The 17,728-nt window shown below is 48.9% G+C and carries 1 protein-coding gene; it reads right to left on the bottom strand.

Annotated features, from left to right (window positions below; all coding sequences use genetic code 11):
• Positions 1–10: 10 nt before the first annotated feature.
• Positions 11–17,437, bottom strand: coding sequence for a hypothetical protein (locus RDW05_RS06495; RefSeq protein ID WP_307978286.1), 17,427 nt, complete (start codon positions 17,435–17,437; stop codon positions 11–13).
• Positions 17,438–17,728: the final 291 nt, after the last annotated feature.

The raw sequence follows: 17,728 nt of genomic DNA, 5'->3' as shown, positions 1-17,728 counted from the left end.
GCGTTTCCTCCTATGCTTCTACAGTGATTTTTACGGGTTCACTCTTGTTATCGTCTTCATCCAGGTCATACAGGTCGTAGCGGAAGTATTGTACTACATCCGGTGCGTGATTGATGTCATATTCCTCTGCTTTGTTTTCGTTGAGCTGCTGCAGCATATGGTCTACAGCGGTAAAGCGTTGGTCATAAACATAATCATAATTGCGCAGGTCAAGCAGTGCGCCGTTGCTGTGCTGAACGTTCGGCTGTGCAGTGAAGTGCAGGTACATCCATTTATCCGGGTTAGTACCCTCCTGCTGCCATTCAGTCAGATTATCTGCCGGGTTGTTCACTGCAATGTTGTTCCAGTAAACGCTGTCGCTGCCGTCACGCTGCGGCGGTGCGCCCCATACAGCAGTCTTCATATGCTTATTGCTGAAATGCGCAACATTGTTGACTACCAGCTTATCGATATGGAACATGCCCTCGCTAACTTTGATAGAGCCGTTATTCAGCCACAGATGCTCGAAGCGGACACCCTTATTAGTAATTATCTCACCAATCTTCAGGTTGTCAATAGGCTTATCAGGCTGTGCGCCGTCCGGAACGATGGTCAGAAGGCCGTCAGCATCCAGACGCTGCTGAATCTTGTTCAGGTCAATGTCGCTGCCCTGAGCAATAATCTTGGTGCCTGCGATAAGCTCGCCAACCTTCAGCTGCTTGCCTTCGGTCTTCAGCTGCAGAGCTACCAGATTGCCGTCGATTTTTGCCAAGGTAAGATTGCCGTTGGCAACGTCGATAAGCGCGTTGTTGGTAGCATAAATCTCGTGGATGTCAACATCTCCGGTACCCTTGATCTGCAGTTTGAAGTTGCCGCTGTTGATATCACCCTTGTCGCCAAGAGCTTTGAATTTGTTGTCATGGTCTGTTACACTACCGTTCTGCAGTACGTCGATATTGATGTTGCCATGATCGGCAGTTACATCGCCGCCGAAGGTGATGTCGCCTTTAGCCGCGTCTGTCTGCAGGTGGATGTTGCCAGCCGTGCTGTTGATAATATCGCCGGTAGTAATGCTGCCTTTAGCATTGTAATCAACATTTTTCTGAGCTTTAACTTGTCCGTTGGTCGTAATGCTGCCGCCTGCGTTCAAATCTACGTTAGCGTTAGTAGAAGTGAGGTTACCGTTGGCAGTGATATTATTCGCTGCATCGATGTCTACTTCGTTATTAGCTTTAACGTTCTTTGTTGTTACGTTACCTGCGCTGGAGTTGAGCTTTGCTTTACCGTTTTCTGCAGTAACATCGCCGTTGGTGTTGATATCGCCGTTAGCGTTGGCAATTACGTTGTTAAGCGCATTTACTGTGCTATTCGTAGTTACGCTACCACCTGCGTTCAAATCTACGTTAGCAGTGTCGGAAGTGAGGCTACCATTAGCAGTGATATTATTCGCTGCATCGATGTCTACTTCGTTATTAGCTTTAACGTTCTTTGTTGTTACGTTACCTGCGCTGGAGTTGAGCTTTGCTTTACCGTTTTCTGCAGTAACATCGCCGTTGGTGTTGATATCGCCGTTAGCGTTGGCAATTACGTTGTTAAGCGCATTTACTGTGCTATTCGTAGTTACGCTACCACCTGCGTTCAAATCTACGTTAGCAGTGTCGGAAGTGAGGCTACCATTAGCAGTGATATTATTCGCTGCATCGATGTCTACTTCGTTATTAGCTTTAACGTTCTTCGTCGTTACACTGCCCTCACTGGATTTGAGCTTTGCTTTACCAGTTTGTGCAGTAACGTCGCCATTGGTATTGATATCGCCTTTAGCGTTCGCAATTACGTTGTTAAGCGCATTTACTGTGCTATTCGTCGTAATGCTGCCGCCTGCAAGCAAATCTACGTTAGCGTTAGTAGAAGTGAGATTGCCGTTAGCAGTAATATCTTTCGCTGCATCGATGTCTACTTCGTTGTTGGCTGTTACGTTACCGCCAGTTGCAACAGATCCCTTCTTAGAATTGATGCTTACCTTATCAGCTGCATTCAGATTAACGCCGCCTGCAGTAGTAATGTCGCCATCTGCCTTAACCGTAATATTACCGGTATGCTCATCATTATACTTAGAGGTATCAATAGTGGAATTAATGGTAATCTTGCCGGTATCTGCCTGGTAGTTTTCAATCAGGACATCGCCCTTGATATGAGAATCATCAACAGTAACCAGCAGATTATCCGTCGTACCGTTAAACCTGGTTACGCCATTAACCATCAGGCTGCTGCCTGCGTTCTTACCCTTAATCGTTAGGCTCTTCACCTTATTGTTCCTGCTGAGCAGCTGCTGCGTCTTGCCGGATTCAACTGTCAGATTATCTGCAGTGATACCCTTAGCCGCCTCATCCTGCATTACGCTGCCATTAGCATCAAGCTTCAGTTTATTGTTAGCACCTTTAACTGTCATGCTGCCGCTGCCAAGCGCGATATTGCCATTAATTGCGGTAATTACGCTATCAGCACCAGCTGCCAGCGTGCTGCTGTTCAGGTTAACATTGTTGCCTGCAGTGATATTGCCTGCGCCGCCTGCAGTAATGCTGCCGGTTGTCACATTTACATCATTATTTGCAGTGATATTGCTTGCCCCGCCTGCGGTAACAGTGCCTGCGTTCAGGTTAACGTCTCCGCCTGCGGTGATGTTGCCTGCTCCGCTAGATGTAATGCTGCCGGTTGTTACGTTCACATCTTTACCTGCAGTGATATTGCTTGCGCCGCCTGCAGTAACAGTACCTGCGTTCAGGTTAACATTGTTACCGTTAACAGTTACATCTACGCCTGCGCTAATGCTGCCGTTACCTGTGTCGTTACCGAAGTTTACATCACCATCCAGGTTGAGCTTAGCATTTCCTTTAGCAGTAATACTGTCAACTACCAGGCCTGCATCCTTCGTGCCTGCGCCCTGCAGGTAAACAGAACCGTTTTCTGCCTTAGCGTTAATCACAGCGCCGTTTTCCAGAATGCGGATACCGTCATCAGCTTTACCAATATCGCCGTTGGCTGCCTGCAGGTTAATGCTGTTGGCGTTCAGATAACCGATATTCTTGCCTGCTTCCGTAGTCATCTGCATACCGTTATCTGCCTTGAGCACCAGCGTACCTGTTGCAGCATCCTGAATCGTCAGCACCTGCGCCGGTTTGTTGCCTACAGCCGTCTGATGCAGATATACACCGTAGCCGGTATCGGTATTAGCTTCCAGATTACCGCTGATATTAGTCTTGATGAAGGCATCCTTGCTGCCTACATCACCATTGCCGCCCTGGATAATAAGGTTTTTGGCAACAATGCTGCCGTTGTTCATGCTAACGCCCTTATCACTGAGCAGCTTAACATCCTGCGTCGTGTTAATCGTACCGGAAATATCCAGCGTCGTATTCTTAACGCCAGCCAGATAAACATTACCGGTATTGTCAGCACCGCTGGTGTTGGCCTTAAGATTCAGCTTGCCGCCATCTGCCAGCTGTACCGTAATCTGACGCTGCTGACGAACTTCAATTCTGTTGTCGGCATCATTCCAGGTAAGGTCACCGGCCTTAGCCTGTGCCAAAAGCTTAAGATTATCCAGCTTGCCCATCTCGCTGTAGGCAATGTTAGTTGCTTCGCCGTCGATACCGATGTTCTTGCCTGCGCTCAGGCTGATGTTCTTGCCCTGAACGTTGGCCTTATCTACTGTAAGTACCTGGCCGGGGGCTGCATTCAGCACGCTGTCCTGAATAGCATACAGCAGCTCATTTTTGCTCCAGCCGTAGGCAGTGCTGTTATCAACCTCTGCGTAGTTGATAATCCACTGCAGCTCAGCATCGCTATAGCCTTTGTCAGCAAATACACTGTCTTTTCTTAAGGCCTGCATATAAGCATCGCGAGCATTAGTAAGTGCTTGTTTCTGTGCATCCTTATCTGTAAGCTTCGCTGCTTCCGCACTAGCATCAATGTAAGCCTTCTTCGCTTGCTGGAGAGTTTTGCTGCCGGCAAACTTATCATTATAATCTTTAGCTGCTGCTTTATAATTGTCAACCTTAGCTGCATCCAAACGTTGTGCCTGTTTTTCCAGTGCCTGTACGCGTTCGCTCTTGGCTACCGCTGCAGATGCTGCGCTTTCTTCATCCTTATCATTACTGTTAATCAGTCCCAGCTCCTGCCATTTTTGCAGCTTGCTTTCGCTGTCGGACAAGGTGCTGTCGCCTACTGCGTCGATAAAGCTGCCGCTGGTTGTAAGGCTTACATTACCATTCTGGCTGGCAATATGACCGATACGCATATCGCCGTTGCTGTTGGTCAGCGTAATATCGCCATAAGCGTTGGCATTTACGCTTGCAGACATGGTATCACTGCTGGTCAGCGTCTGACCGGGAGCAATCGCTGCGTTGATCGCTCCAAGGCTGGTGAAATCAATGCGGTTGCCGTTCAAAACAGTGCCATCAGCCGTAGTAATGTCTCCTGCTGCGTTAATTACCAGGTTGCCGCTCAACGCGCCCTTATTGCCGCCGACAAATTGCAGCTTGCCGCGGTCGGAATTAATGCTTACGTCACCAGTCGTTGCTTCAATATTCAGCTTCGCCATGTTGCCCAACGCACTGTGATTAATGCTGATGCCTTTGGCAGCTTTGGCAGTCAGGTCGTCCGCGTCAACGCGTGCACTGCCAACAGAGCTGATAGCGCCACCAATGCTGTTTAAGGTAACCTTGCCGATTGCACTGCCGTCAGCCTTAGTCGCATTGCTGATATTGCCTGCAAGATACATATCCTTGGCGCTGATAACGCTGATGTCACCGCTGCCGCCGGTCATAAAGCCAACATTAATCGGCTTATCGCCCTTAATCGTATAGGTACTGCTGGTGGAATGCATCTGGGTTTCAGTCCAGGTGTAGGTGCAATTGCCATAGCCGAAGATTTTACCTGCTGTACCGGAAAATTTCTTGTTCTCGACAACAGGAGTATAAGAAATTTGATTAGGATCATGATAATCCTTAGTCGTTACACCATATTCCTTGGCGTTATTGTTTACCTTAATAACAGTACCCTGTCCCAACGGATCGGCGCCAGTAATACTGGAGGAAGAAACCTCTGTCTTACCGTTCTTAACTTCCTCGTTCTCGACAAAGTCCTTAGTAGTGCCATATTTGATCAGGCCCCAGAAAACGAAGTCCTTCTCATACTGCCACTTGATAATCTTCTTATCACCGGAGGTGCCACCTGTCCAGTTAATCGTCATGCCGTCAGCCGGTTTATAAGTGGTAGTAGCGCCATTAACCTGTGTTGTGCTGCTAGAAGCCACGTTACCATTTTTAAGCTTGGTTGTTTTAACGGACATCTTCTGCCCATCAGTGGTGTACTCAGTCAAGGTATTCTTCTGCGTATCCTTAATGCTGATGAGGCCGGTAATATCCTTATTGGTGATTTTGTTCACCCGCAAATTGCGATCTGCCTTTTGGGTATCAATCGCAATGTTGGCAGTACCGTCCATCGCCAGCAGCTTGCCGCTGCCAGTGCTCGACAGAGCACCGGTAATATAAATCTTACCGCCGTTAGGCTCAATTGCTTCCGTCAGCAGCTCCTTAGTTGCAGGGTTGTAGTAAACCTTCACAGTATAGTCATAAGCGCCGGTTTTTGAGTTATAAACTGCGCCAGCATTGGTGCTTACGCAATACTTATCGTTGGACATAACATATTGATCGGTAAGTGCAGTCTGGTTACGAGCATAGTCCCTATCCAGATTGCTGATTTTGTTGTTGGCTGCATTATCAAGTGTAACCTTGAATTCCTTGTAGCCACTCTGTACCAGGCCGTCCAGGTTAACATTCAGGCCGCTGATATAAACGTTGTTGCCTGCAACGATACCGCTGGATTTATTGACGCTGTAATTCCTGATCTCATTAACCTCTGCATCAGTAAGTCTAAGCTCGTCCTTATGCGCAATCAGAGCGTCCTTATACGCCTGATAGCTGCCGATATTGCTCAGCCAGTCAATCTTAGTCTTGCCATTAACAGCCTGATTGGAAACATAGCTTTGAATCTTTTTAGCAATAGCATCGCTGAACTGGTACTTGGTTACCGGGTCGCCGCCGATAAGCAGCAGGCCCTTGCTGTTCTGCGTTACCGAACCCTTGTCAGCCTTCAGCTCAATGTTGCGCGCGCTGATATTGGCATTGCCGTCTACGTTGATATTGTAATTGCTGTTTTGGATTAAAACGTCACCGGTGCTGTTCTGCACAGTACCAAAGATACCGATATCAGCCTTAGTCAAACCGTTGGTAGATGTGCCAGTACTCTTGACAGTAATCTTCGGATCAGCGTCAGTACCTGCAGCAGTATTCATTGTACCCGTGAAGCCGTCAACCTTGCTCACCTCAGCATCGTTGTAGCGGATTACGCCGCCCTTATCCTTGATAGCCAGGTCATTAATCTTCAGGTACAGGTCACTGCTGTTATTAATCGTCAGGTTCTTAGCACCCTGCGCCGTCAGGCTGCCGCTGCCCTGCAGCTTGTCAGCCTCGATGTTGATGTTGCCGCCGGAAACAACGATATCCTTGACATCAACTGCCGGCAAAGAAATTTTATCGAAAATGCTCTTGTAGGTTTTGCCACCCTCTACGCTGGTCTTGACAAAGCCATTTTCTTCCATCTGGGTGATGATGCGGTTTCTTTCATTGTTCAAAATGCTGTATTCGTCAGAAGTGGAAGCATATTGGCCCAGAAGATCATTAATTTCCTGCAGACGGGCATAAAGACCATTTTGCAGCTCAACCACACCTGCAGCAACATTCTGCTCTTTATTGAACCAATCCTGACCTGCACCGGTGGTAACCTTGATGCCGCTGAAGTCTATGCTGCCTTCTTTAACAACCTTACCATCCTTATATTGCGGCTGTATAACCTTAGTGCTGCCGCTGATGGTAAGCTCCAGATTATTATGGATGCCTGCGCGTACCTTTTTACCGCTGGCAATATCCACATAGTTGGCAACCGTTTCGCCCGGAGTTACCTCGCCCAAAGCGGTGGAGGTAACGGAACCGCTGCCGCTGGTACCCTTATAGATGTTATATTCGCGGGCAGAAGTCGATACAGTGGTCATGCCCTTGCCAGCCTTAAAGTTGACGTGGCGTACACTGTCGATATCGCCGTTGATGCTTACCTGATTTTCCTGCGTCATCGTGTTCTTGGCTTTCGGAGCAGTAGCCAGAGGAACTGCCGTCTTGTTATATGCATCCGCCAGCACGTTATAGGTCAACGAGGAGGTGATGCCGTCCAGGTTTGCACCTGCGTAAATATTTACGTCATTGGTGCTGAGAATCTTACCATTAGTAACGGTAATCTTGTTGCTGCGGTTCAGAGTGTTATCTGTTTTGGCAGAAGCTGCACCCACAGCACCGCCCTGGGTATCAGCAGTAGTATCAAAGGTTGCCGTTGTTTCATCCGTTGCTGCGAGGGTGATATCCTGATCAGCCTTCGCCGTCGACAGATTACTGCCAGTAACATTGATGCTGTTGTTATAGGTGATAACATTCTTGCTTGCTGCGATAGTAACAGGAACAACGCCAGCAGATTTAAGCGTATTACTGTAATTCATCTTGCCGTCGGTATAAGCAAGCGCCTCAATAGAGCCTGCGCTGCCGGTACCGCTCAAGTTTGCATTGTCGATATTCACGCCTGCAGTATATTTCAGCACGTTGTCCATATCATTGACGTTGATACTGCCACCGCCATAACCGCTGCCCTTCAGGTCAACGTCATGGTTCAGCGTGTTGTTGGCAATGTAGGACTGCTTGCCGCTGGTTGTAATATCGCCTGTTACGTTGATGTTGGCATTATGCGTAACATTGTTTTTAATTTCTGTGCCGCTGGCACCGACAACGGCCGCCGTCAGGGAGTCCGCCAGAATATCCAGCTTATCCGCATTGTTGGCAGCAACGCTCAGGGAGCCGACATTCTGCCACTTGCCGCTCACGTCAGCAGTAGTAGTGGTAGTAATCTGATTCTGCGACCTTGCGGCAACAGGGTTGAAGCCTACGATACCGCCGCCATAGCCATTGGCATCATTGTTTACTGCACTGTAGCCGGAGCTGCTGATGTTTACAGCGCCCAGGCTGTTATCATTCCCCTTAACACCTGCAGCCTTCACGCTGGTCGTCAGGTTCGTCTTGGTATCAGACCAGTTGCTGCCGCTGGCAATATAACCGCCCACTGTTACGCCCAGGGTATCTGCCGCAATAACCGAAGCATTATCAGCCTTAAGCTTCAGAGCATTGACATTATACTGCTCCTTGCCCACATCAACGCTGACAGTCATAGTATTTTCTGCATAAGCAGTGTTGAAGCCTGCAGCGTATTGTCCGGAGGCAGTAGCGCCGATTGTTTTGGCGCTTACATTATCTACAGCATATTCGTTATTGTTCTTGTCCTTGGCAGTCTGGGTGGTTACGTTTGCCGTAATCTCTACGTTATCGGCTGCAAAGCTGCTGCCGTCCGCAACCGTTGCTTCTACCGTACCGCTGGCCTTAGCCTTGGATACTGCCACGCCTGCTACCGCCAGCAGGCCGCCAGAATAAGCCTGTGCCTCTGCGCGTACTGCAGGCTTATTGGTTGCGTTCATGCTTACGCTGTTGCCCAAGAAGCCGGAAGCACCGGTTACATTAACCTTGCTGCTGCCTGCATCCGTAGCGAGTGCAACAATGCCCTGCGCTGCAGCAATGCCAACCATGCCACCGTAGGTTTCTGCAGTAATGCTGTTGGCTTTGACAGAAGCAACGTCAACCTTGCCAATATTGTTGTAGCCAATCACCTTATCGTAATCCGTCTTGTAATAACCTGGTTTACCGTCTTTAGAAGGCACGTAGGTTTTTTCATATACATCTTTACCGGCAATAAGCTTGCTGCCGCCGATAGTTACAGTATTATCGCTATTATTCGTAGCATTAGTTACCAGCACACCGCCAGCCATAGCGCCTGCAGTTGCACCGATAGTGCGTACTGCTGCACTGCTGGTATCCTCTGCCTTAACTGTCAGTGTACCTTTGGAGCTGTTATCGCCTGTAGCCTGAAGCGTACTGCTATCGATAGTAATAGCATTAGCGCCATGCAGACTGTTCTGCGCGTAGGCAGCACTTCCTGCGAAAGCAGCGCCTGCTGCTACCTGATAAGCATCAATATTGGATGTGCCGTCCTGCGCACTGCCAAGCGTTACATTCTTGCCGCTAAGCTTGCTGTTATTGTTGATGGTTACGCCGGTCTTGCGTTCTACATCCAGCACTGCCACAGAAGCGGCAATGCCGTTGCCTGCGATACCTGCTGCCACCTGCGCCGATGTCAGCTTGGCATCAACAGTACGCTTAGCATTGACCTTCGTATCGCCTGTTGCCTGCAGCGTAGAAGTGCTTACCTTCGCCTGCACGCCTTCAGCCGTGCCGCTGCCCTTGCTGGCAGTAGTGCCAGGTGCAGCATTCAGTTTTTGTCCATTGCTGCCGGTATATTTATCAAAGGTCATGCCTGCAGCGTTAGAACTGCTCTTGCCGTCTTTATTAGTAACAGTGCCGACAGTTCCCTGCCCTGCAATTGCAGCATTTGCTTTATTGAGAATATCGTTTGTATTAAAGGTTGCCTTTTTATCACTATTCGTAGTTTCAGTATCGCCATACTGGTCTGCAGCTGCTGCGCCAATCGTGGTTACGCTGACGTTTGCACTGTAGCCATGGCCGCCGAGAGCAGCGTTTTCTACTACCTGCTTAACGTCCAGCTTTTCGGTTGCGGCCACATCGATAGCACCGGCAGTAATCTTGCTGCCGCTAATTTCGGTGATCACGCCTGTGTCAATCGTGTTCACGCCTACGCCAATGGCAACACCTGCAGCGCCAACAGCATCTGCACCGTTAACAAAGCTTGTTTTTACACTGTTATCTGCCTTCGCTGCGAAGGTGCCCTGTGCTTGCAGGTTGCTGTTATCCTTCACCAGCGTGGAAACAGTGTTATCCAGATTATTTACAGCTACGTTCAGACCACCTGCAACCATGCTGGCAGCTACGCCAAATACTGCCGTTGTCACGTCAGTCTTGTTGGCAGCGTTGACAGTAATATCACCTGTTTCAGCCGTTACATTGCTGCCGCTCAGCTCAGCAACAGTCTTGCTGTCATCGTCCACTACGCCAATGCCTGCGCCACCGGCAGCGCTCACAAGCGCGCCGGAAGCTGCGGCAGCAGCGCTGCGCAACGTAATATCGTTAACGTGGTCAGCAGTAATTGCCAAACCATTATTCGTACCCTGGATATTCTTTACTGCAGCAGTAGTTTCTGCGTTCAGCTTAGCAACCGAAACGGTGCCTGCGCCGGCTCCGGCGCCATAAGCGCCGCCGGCTGCAGCAATACCATAGGAGTTGGTGGACATTTTCGCCTTATTCAAAGCAGCGACATTAACGTTTTTTCCGTTAACGGACTTCTTCGCGTTGCCACCGTCAATCATCGCCGTAACATTTCTGCTGACAACACCTGTATCAGATGCCAGACCGAAGCCTGCACCACCGTCAGCGCCACCGCCTACACCCAGCGAGCCTACATGGCTTTCGCTCTTGGTAGCATCGTTTGCTGCTACATAAACGTCTGCCTTGCTGCGGTCGGTCAATGCTGCATTAATGCTGCTATCCGTTGCCGTGGCATTTGTTGCGCCCAAAATGCGATTAACAGTAACCGTACCTGCGACACCCACGCCAACGTCAGCACTTACTGCCACACCAGCGCTGACTGCTACATTCGTCAGGTTGTGCTCCGCATCAGCCGCGATGATAACGCCGGTGCGCTTTTTATCGCTGACTACATTATCATTATCCTTATTGCGTTCGTTGACAGCCACGCCTGCATCATTGCCTGCTGCCGTCAGCTCTGCATTATTAACTACGCTTTCAGTAGTACCGCTGATTTCATTGTAGGCTACGCCCATGCCAACGCCGGCCTGACCGCCTGCCGCCACACCAAAGGCACCTGCAAAATTCTGCAGGGTATCCTTGCTCTTGGCAATTACGGCCAGCGTGCCGTCTGCATTAATCTTCGCACCGTCAATCGCAGCCCTGGTATCGTTCGCCAGCAGGTTAACGCCGATGTTACCGGCAATACCTGCAGTTTTGGCAACACCGCCAGCTACGCCGACAGAAAGAATGCTGCTGTCAGATTCAGCTTCGGCTGTGAAGCCCTTAACCTTGTATTCGCCCTTGGTAACAGTAGTATTGGTATCAGCATCAAGCTGATTAACTGCAATGCCTGCGCCGATAGCTGCGTCCTTGGCACCTGCAGCAACAACGGCAACGGTTGTAATCTTGCCCTTGCTGTCAGCAGCAGCCTGTACAGTCGCTGCATTATTCTTATCCTTATTGATATTGGTATTAACAAGCTCTGTATCGGTCTCCTTCTTGATCATAGCAGCAGAGCCTGCGCCACTGAAGGCCACATTACCTGTAGTAATGGAGGTACCTACGGAAATAGTCGTCAGCGTTGCCCTGTCAATGGCATTGACGCTAATCTTGCCATCGTCAGTAGTGGTAATATCAGCATTATTGATAGCAGCCTTGTTGATTTGCTTTTTCTCGCCAGCGCTGCCGGTGATATTGCCGATTTCGTTGTAGGCTACGCTGCCGCCAGCCGCAAATTTGGCATTGCTGCCTGCGCTGACGCTTACCGCACCCACTACTGCCAGCTGGTTGCTGTCATCCGAGGACTTCACTGCCACCTTACTCATATTATTGAGCTTCGTACGTCCACCATCAGTTTTCGCATTTTCGCCGTCATATTTGTCAATAACAGCTTCTACATCATTACGACCGCGGTTAACAACAACCACGCCGTTCAAAGCGTTGGCCGTACCTGCGGTAACTGCTGCACCGACGCTGTAAACATTGCCCTTGTTGGCTGCATCTACAGTAAGAGCGCTGCTTGCACTATTCGCGCCGCTGATTTCGCTGCCCTTGACATACGCGCCGGTATTATTGTTCAAGGAATTGTAGGCAACTGCCAATCCTGCGCCCAGCTTAGATTTGGAACCGGCAGTAACGCCAATCTGTCCTGCAACATTTACTGCCAAAGCGCCGCTTTCAGCCTTTACATCAGTTTTGGGCGTAATAAGCTTACTGTTTTCAACAGCTGCCGTAATATCGTTGTTCAGCGACTGCCAGTTAGCACTGCCGCCTACACCGAAGCTGCCTGCAGTTCCGGCAACACCGGCCGCAAAGCCTGCCAGTACAGTATGGCTTGCCGCATTAACGTTCGTGCCGACCAATTTGTCACCGCTGCCTTTGCCGGTAGTCGTAATATTGCTATCCTTAATCTTAGCATTATAATCGTTGTCAATATCGCTGACAGTTACAGATGCAGCTGCGCTGCCGCCGTCGTTACCGGTGGTAACGCCTACGCTGACCGCGCCTGTAACAATCACATTGCCACGACGGGTAGTATTAACATTAGTAGGCTGATCCTTGTCGCCGCTTTCATCTGCTGCCTGCTTCACCTGCTCCAAGTATGCAGAGCCGTCAGCATCAAGGCCGCGTTTCTTGAGATATGCAGCCTGTTCGTTGGCAGATTCCGCTGTATCATAGGCTGCAACATTCAGGCTTTCGCCGGTTAGTGTCACGCCCTCAACCGTTGCGTTGGCATAGTTATCCAATTTATTGTACGCGGAATTGCCGGAGAAAGAATAGGAGGTCTGAGCACCGCCTGCTACACTCACGTTGGCAGCTACGCCAACCTGCGTCATGTTGGTAGTCGCTTTGACATCAGCAGTAGTAATCTTGTCATAGGTGCCACCAAGAATTGCCGCCTGCACATCATTCTTCAGCGAACCGTAGGCCACAGTCGCACCGCCGACAAAAGCGTTATTGCCACCAACAGAAATGCTGGTGTTCACGCCGCCGGTTATCTGAATATCGTTATCAAAAGCTGCATTGGTAATAGAGGTTGCACGCTTGTCTTCACCGCTAACAGTATCGGTGTTCACCTTATTATTCTGCAGCAGTGCATAAGCAGTATTATCCGCAATATTTACCGACGCATTGACGGTAGCAGCAATATTCGTACCGCCGTTGCCACCGGCAGAATTCTTCGCCAGCGCCAGGCCCAGGCCTGCAGCTGCCAGCGAGCCGGATTTTTGCGCATTGTTAATAATCGCAGCAGCGTTTTCAATTTCACTGTTGCTAATTACCGCCAAGGTCTGCGAATCAATATCATTTACAGCAACTGTACCGCCAAAGGCCGCATTATTGCTGTTCGCGTTATTGTCCTTAGTCAAATTCTTCCAGGAGATGCCTGCAGCACCACCGGCAGCCACCATCATAGCAGTGTCTTTGGCAGTTACAGTGATATTCTTATTCTCAGTAGTATCCTTGGCAATGTTGATTTTAACATTGTCCACAAGCGCACCGGTATCGCCATCCAGCAGATTAATTGCTGCGCTGCCTGCACCGGCAATAGTTACAGAGGACTGCTGTCCGGCCGGAGTAGCGGTAGGCTTCTGGTCAGTAGGCAGTACCTTTTGCGCTTCGGTCTGACGGTCCATCAGGCCGTTAATTTTGCCTGCTACCTTATGGTCAAGTGCCAAAAGTTTATTACTGAGTGCATTAGTCTTGTTGCCTACAAAAGTGCCCAGCTTGTCAAAAATACCAGCTTCACCACTGTCATCGCCAGTAGATGCACCGCCGGCAACAGCTACGTTGATAATTTTGCCGCCGGTTTCAGCATTAACCTTAAACGAGCCTGCACTGATAGAGCCTTTTTTAGTGCCAGTTGCCGTCTTGGAGCCGAAGAAGTCTGCCTGCTCGGTATTATCCGTATCTTGACGCAGACCGGAGGCATTCTGTACCAGCTGCTGCAGAGTTGCACGTTTTTCGGCAGCAGTATTCGCCAGCTTTTGCGCTTCCTTGCTGCGGTCCGCGTTCGCGTCCTCGCCAAGGGTAGCACTTGTATCAACGCTATCGCTGCCGCTTTCTCCCTGCTCAGTCGTTGCCTGCGGAGGAGCTGCATAGCCATTATCACCAATCGCTGCATAGGTATAGCGGTCAAAATTGGTAATCGTTGCCGCAACGCCAATACCTGCAGTTTCGCCCATAGCAACAGCACCGGCTGCGCTATAAACATTAGTATCATTTTTAGCATTGAGGTTGACTGCGCCTGTGCCTGCGTTAATAACAGCTTCGTCATCTACGGAAACAAGGCTGTTGCTCGCACCCTCAAGGTATCCCACCATGCCGCTGACGCCCTTATCCGCGCCTTTACCTGCAGCAAGCGACAGCTGAATATGGTCAATTTTATTTTCTGTGCCTATATCTATAGAGCCTGCAGTCAGCTTCGCTCCCTGTGCAACCGCAACAAGGCTGTTGGCATCCGCAAGGCCAATGGCAAAGGTTCCGCCAACTGCACTTTCGCCACCGCCATTAAGGCCGAGCTTACCTGCCAGCGATACATCAAACTGCTTCGACTTAGCCTTCATTGTCAGCTCGTTATTAGTTGCAGTAATGTTGGCATTCTTGCCGATTAGTACGCGCGCATTGTTGCCCAGGTCGGTAGCTACTGCACTGCCTGCCAGTGCAATTGTAGCAGGCTTTTCATTTTCTCCAGGGCCGCTCTTGCCGCCGTTAGCACTACCTGCCGAGAAATTAAGATAGCTGTTGGGATTAGCAAAGGCTGCAGCTGCGCTCACTACGTTAATCGGGCCTACAGCGATATCCGTCGCTTCACTGCCCAGTGCACTGGTCAAAGCGCTGCAGGCAGCAGTGAACTCTTTATACTTTTGTCCGCCAAACAGGTCCATGAAATCTACCTTCTCTTCTCCGTTGGAAGAGAAGCAGTTATCCTTGGCATATGTAAAGAAAGCATCAGCTGCTTTTTCAAGAGCATCTGCTTTAGCCTTAATCTCATCATGGTTAGCGCCTGTATAGGCAGCCTTAACCTTGGCACAGGCATCCTTAACCTCCTGCACCATGCGGTTGATACGATTATATTCAAAGCTGCTGTTGGCCGCAATATTTACCTTGCCACCGGTAAGCGTAACGTTGGTAGCATCGGCAGGATTCTGTGCTCCCTCGCCGCCGGCAACAGTTACGGTTGCAGTATTATCCAGCTTGCTGTAGAGCACGGACGCATTGACAAGTGCTTTGTTGCTTGTATCCTTGTCATAGTTATTGCTCTTGCCGGTAATTTGCATCTGGGTATCCTGAATAACGCTTTTGGCAGTAATATCAAGATCATTTTTGGCAGTGAGCGCAACACCTTGCCCAATTTTAACATCAGCAGTATTGCTTTCCACCGCAACGCCCACACTGACGCCGGTGCTCATGAAATCAGCCAGCTTATCCCACGGTTTAGGCTGATCCGGCGTAGAAGGCGCATTAAGCTTATCCTTCAGCTTTTGCGGCGTATACTTGGCGTTAGCCAGCCAGTTTGTAATACCGTTCAAGACTCCACCTTCACCGGTAATTGTATCTACCGTCTGGCTGCCTTTGATATTGGTAACAAGCTTCTTCATAAATGCCGAAGAACCCATAGCGTTATTGGCAATAACAGTATTATCCGTCAAAACATTTTCTGCATTAACAGACAGGCTTCCATCCTTGCTGCTTACGTTGCCGTTGATGTTGACATTTGCCTTGCTATCATAATCGGTTACGTTGATGGCGGTAGCAACAACAGCCTTTTCACCTGTGCTTACCTCTGCCTTGGTAATCACACTGTTTACAGATTTCGCTTGAATGTTGACGTCCTTTTGCAAATCAGTCATCTTCGCAGTCTTGCCGATAGTAACACTGCTCTTATTGTCACCTGTAGTAATATTCAACGCAACATTGAGCGTGTTAGGGTTATCAGAAATATCTATGGTGGTGTCTTTGGCTTCGCTGTTCACCTTGCTGTCGGCCAAGGCAGTAACGGACGTGCCATCATTGGATGTAAGGGTGCCGTCAATATTTACTGCTGCCTCATTATGTGTTTGGCTGTAGGTTACGGCAGCCGCCGGGATGATATTGGTGCCTGCCACGTTCATAACCTTCAGTAAAGCAGTGCTGGCACCTGCGCCAGCTTCCACGCTGCTGTTCGCCTGGATATTCAGCGCTGGCTTTACAACCTTGCCCTCGCTGCCAACAGTATCACTGCCGGTGGCGTTGATAACAGCGTCCTGACCTACATTGACCTCAGCCTTGCTGTTCAAAACTGCATAGGAAGCATCAAGATTTGCTGTGAGTGCGCCCACGATATTAGAAGTAATGTTGCTGGCGTTCAGCACACTGCTTTCCGCGCTAATATAACGGTTCTTTGCATCGGCAGTAATATCAACCTGCTGTGCTTCAACCTTGCCATCAACATTGACTGTGGCATTAGTAGTAACAATCTGCCCATAAAGATGGGAATTTGTTGCGGTAGAGGGAGTATAATCTGCTTTATATTGGTCGGATTTTTCAACTAAAACATTGTTCAACGCCTGAGCGCTCAGCTTAGCATTGCCTGCAGCCTTCACCTCAGCGTCTTGGGCAATGGTAACCTCTGCATTAACGCTTTCCCCAGCAATGTTTTTGAAGTCATCCTTAACACTATAGTTATCATTATAATTGTTATAGGCTGCAAGAATGATATCACCGCTGGCTGTTTTTTCCGCAGTAAGTGCAGTATCAGACAAACCAGATTTAACTTTACCAATGTTGACAATATTCTTAAAATCAACAACACCAGTACGAATAGACGCACCCGGTTCCGTTACCGTTGCGTCTGCAGCTACGCCATCGAAAGTCTCACCACTTACATTTTTGCCCACGCCAATCTTGGCAGCGCGCATGTTAACAGCATTTACTGCATTAACCTTGCCTAATACGCTGATGGTGCCGCTGGCGTTGATGGGAATCTTGGCAAAGCCTTCATCCTTGATTATGGTATTAAACTGATCCTCGGTATCAAGTTTCTTATATTCATCAAATTTAGTACTCGTCGGCGTAGCAACATAAAGCGCACCGGCATTAATTACACCGCTTTTGCCAACTGCCATACCGTCGGAGCTGAAGAAGAAAAGGTTACCGCCAATCTTTTTGTTCTGAATCGCATTGACGGTGCCGTTGATATCAATGCGTGAATCAACAAAGTTGACCAGATTAGCAGCGCTGTCATTTGCTTTATCCTTGCCAAAATACATATTGGCAATATTATTAGCGTCCAGCTTGAATTCTTTAAACTGGTTAATTGCAACGTCACCGACAACTTTGCCGGCAAATACGTCAGCAACACCATTACTAAAGCTGACATTTGGACCACCATCGGTTCTAGTGATAGTGCTCGCCAGTGCAGCTACAGGCTGCATTACAAAGCCAATGGCCGTAACAGCGCTGACAATTTTCTGTGCAGCGGAATCTTTCGCAATAGCGCTCAAGCTAAGCCTTTCCGCGCTACGCAAGAATTTACGATTGACCTTCATCTTAGTTTCCCTCCTTATTAATGCCTAGCCGATATGCATAAAAAAGCAATAATTTTCTGAATTAATCTTAGAGCATCCTCTGCGAAACAGCAATTAACTAAAGGTTATGACCACCTGCTCGCAGTAAGATATATTCTATTAATTTAATGGAACAAAACATATAGTTAAGCATAAGGGTATACTTAACCTTATACTTTAATTATAAAGCCATCTTGGCTTAACGTCAATTAATTAAAATATTTTTTTCTCATATGAGTGATTAAACCGATAAGCTTCTGCTTTTATTATTTA

This window comes from uncultured Phascolarctobacterium sp., assembly GCF_902463975.1.
In the GTDB taxonomy this organism is placed as follows: domain Bacteria; phylum Bacillota; class Negativicutes; order Acidaminococcales; family Acidaminococcaceae; genus Phascolarctobacterium_A.
The sequence above is the reverse complement of the archived record's forward strand: the minus strand, read 5'-3'. Positions and strand labels throughout refer to the sequence as shown.